At 62.9% G+C, this 2,782-nt stretch carries 3 protein-coding genes; all 3 read left to right on the forward strand.

The genetic code is table 11. The features are described from left to right. Positions 1-181 precede the first annotated feature (181 nt). Positions 182-616, forward strand: coding sequence for a GFA family protein (locus F4036_11520; GenBank protein MYK38367.1), 435 nt, complete (start codon positions 182-184; stop codon positions 614-616). A gap of 297 nt (positions 617-913) precedes the next feature. After that, positions 914-1,837, forward strand: a complete 924-nt coding sequence (locus F4036_11525; GenBank protein MYK38368.1) for a cyclase family protein — start codon at positions 914-916, stop codon at positions 1,835-1,837. Positions 1,838-1,899: 62 nt separating this feature from the next. Further along, positions 1,900-2,782: phytanoyl-CoA dioxygenase family protein (locus tag F4036_11530; protein MYK38369.1), on the forward strand; the 883-nt coding region annotated here is incomplete at its 3' end.

A 2,782-nucleotide genomic window follows, 5' to 3' on the forward strand; every position in this document is an offset into this window, starting at 1 on the left:
CGACGACATGGTGGTCAAGGCGCTCTCCTGGGCCCTGCGCGAACTCATCTATTGGCATCCCACCGCCGTGGCAGACTTCCTAGAACAGCACGACCAAGCCTTAGCGCCACGCGTCAAGCGGGAGGTGCGCAACAAGCTGGAGACGGGGCTGAAGAATCCGTAGCTCTAAACGAGAATCAAGATGTACGAAGGAAGCTGCCATTGCGGGAAGATTCGATATCGAATCAATTCGGAACTGAGCGACTTTGGATACTGTCATTGCAGGAGTTGTCGCAAGACAAGTGGGTCCGCACATGGCGCCAATGCAGGGGTCTCCAGACAGCACTTCGACCTCTCCGATCCAGAGGGCGCACTGCGCGAATACGAATCGTCTCCCGGAAAGTACCGAACGTTCTGTTCCAACTGCGGTTCGCCGATTTTTGCCTACTTGGCTGCGACCAGGGATTTGATTCGAGTGCGCCTCGGAACCCTGGACACCCGGCTCAACAAGCGGGCCAAAGCGCATACATTTGTCGGTGACAAAGCGCCTTGGCATGACATCGATGGAAGTCTGCCCCAATTCAGTGAATGGGCTTCGAGAGACGTGCTGATCCAATTGGGATCGCGCCAGCGGTAGCACGTAGTCCGAAAGGGTTCGCTTCGTGCACGAGTAACGTGCCGGAGTCATACCACTCTCGAGCGGTTCAATCGATGTGCCTTGCCATGCTCGGACGGCCCTCGATCTCGAAGCCCAAGGATTCGTGGAACTCGCGAACTTCGAGATTTGTCGCTCGAAATGGAAAGCGCACTCCAACAGCCCAATCGAGGGCGGAACGCCCGCTCCGGAACGGGAGGTCCGAGCGGGCGCGCACGCTCATTGGCGCGGCGCGGCGCTTCATGGTAAACAAGTGCTTGACCAACTTGGGGCATTGCCATGAGCGAGGAGCGCCTTCCGGATCCCGCAACCTGGCCCGGACACACGGGCAATTGGAATCGCTGGCCGAACGATCTCGGCACACTCAACCTAGTGACGCCCGAAGTCACCCGCAGGGGCATCGGATCGGTCGCCACCGGGCAGGTGGTGTCGCTGAGCCGCCCGGTGACTGACCGGGAGCCGATCCGGGGCGACCTGTGTTTCGAGCACACCATGCTCAGTGCCGGCGCATGGGACCTTGAGCCTGAGCGGCCGGAATCGCTGAACTCCGCAGACCACGTCGCCTACCGCACGCACGGCATGGTGAACACGCACCTCGATGCGCTCGCGCACGTCGGCCACAACGGCAAGGGCTTCAATGGCATCGAATTCGGCGACCTCGTCACCAAGGAGGACGGCGTCAAACGCGCCAGCATCAGCAATGCGCGCGCCATCGTGACCCGCGGCGTGCTGATTGATGTGGCCCGCAGGCGCGGGGTGTCGCACCTGCATCCGGGCGAGTTTGTCAGGCCGGAGGAGATCGAAGCGGCGGCTGCCGAGATCGCGCCTGGGGACGCAGCCCTGATCCGCACCGGCGCCACCCTCGAGGACGGCTTGCCGCCCACCGACGACAGTTGCCGGCACGGCACCTGGCAAGGGCTGCACCCCGAATGCGTGGAGGTGCTCGGCGGCCTTGACGTCAGCGTGCTGGCCACCGACTCCGGCGGCGATGTGTTTCCGTCGCCTTACGGACACATCGTACGCTCGCCAGTGCATACGCTTTGCCTCGCCTACTATGGCATCCACCTGCTGCACAACATGGACTTGGAATCGCTGAGCGAAGTCTGCACCGAACAGCAACGGCACCATTTTCTGTTCGTCGTTACCGCCCTGCACATGGAGCGGGCGACGGGGTCGCTGACCAGCCCGGTGGCGGTTCTCTAGTGAACCCGCGATAGAAGCGCGCTGCGCATGGGTGGAAAGGCGCGTTGAATCAACGGAGCAAAGTGACCCAGGCGGCCTTGGACATGAGCCGAGCGCCGTCGGCAGCCGCGGCGCAGCAGGCCTTTGCCGAGATCAAGGCGCTGGGACTCGAACCCCATGTCGCGGAGATCGAATCCCTTGGCTACACCGTCATTCCGCCGGAACGGGTTGGGGCGCCCAAGCTGGTCCCAGAACTTCTGCGCCGCATGTGCGAAATCTCGAAGGAGGCGCGCGGGCAATGGCCAGACCTGCAAAACGGCACCACCCACGCCGACGCAGCGGATCCGATCGAGCGTCAATCGTTTCTGCTCGCCAAGGGCAGGGTGTTCGAACAGGCGCTGATGAACCCCGTCGTGCAGGCCATGGTGGCCTACCTGCTGGGCAACGACGCCGTGCTGTCCACCTGCGGCGGTCGCATCAAGGGCCCCGGCGCCTTGCCGCTGATGCTGCATACCGACCAGACCTTTCACCCCGCGCCCCTGCCCCTAGTCTGCAACGCCACCTACCTGCTGACGGACTACACCAAGGAAAACGGGGCTCTGTGCTTCATCCCCGGCAGTCACCGGCTGCAGCGGCATCCATTGCCCGAGGAGAATTTCAACTTGGACGGCCTGAACCGGCTGCAGGCGGAAGCGGCAGTGGCCCAAGGTCGGCACCTCAGAATTCGCAATCCGCCGGACCTTGCAGTCGTGGAAGCCCCCGCCGGGTCGCTGGCGGTCTGGCCGGGAAACACTTGGCACGGCGCAGTGCCCCGCTCCAAGCCGGGCTTGCGCGTCAATCTGATCCTGTACTTCTGCAACAAGTGGCTGCGCCCGCAAGAGGCCTATCGGGAGTGCCTGCCCCAAGACGTACTCGACCGCAACGACGAACAGTTCGCCCGCTTGGTCGGCTCTGACATCTTCTATG

It is taken from the genome of Gammaproteobacteria bacterium, from assembly GCA_009845905.1.
Classification (GTDB): Bacteria; Pseudomonadota; Gammaproteobacteria; order Steroidobacterales; family Foliamicaceae; genus Foliamicus.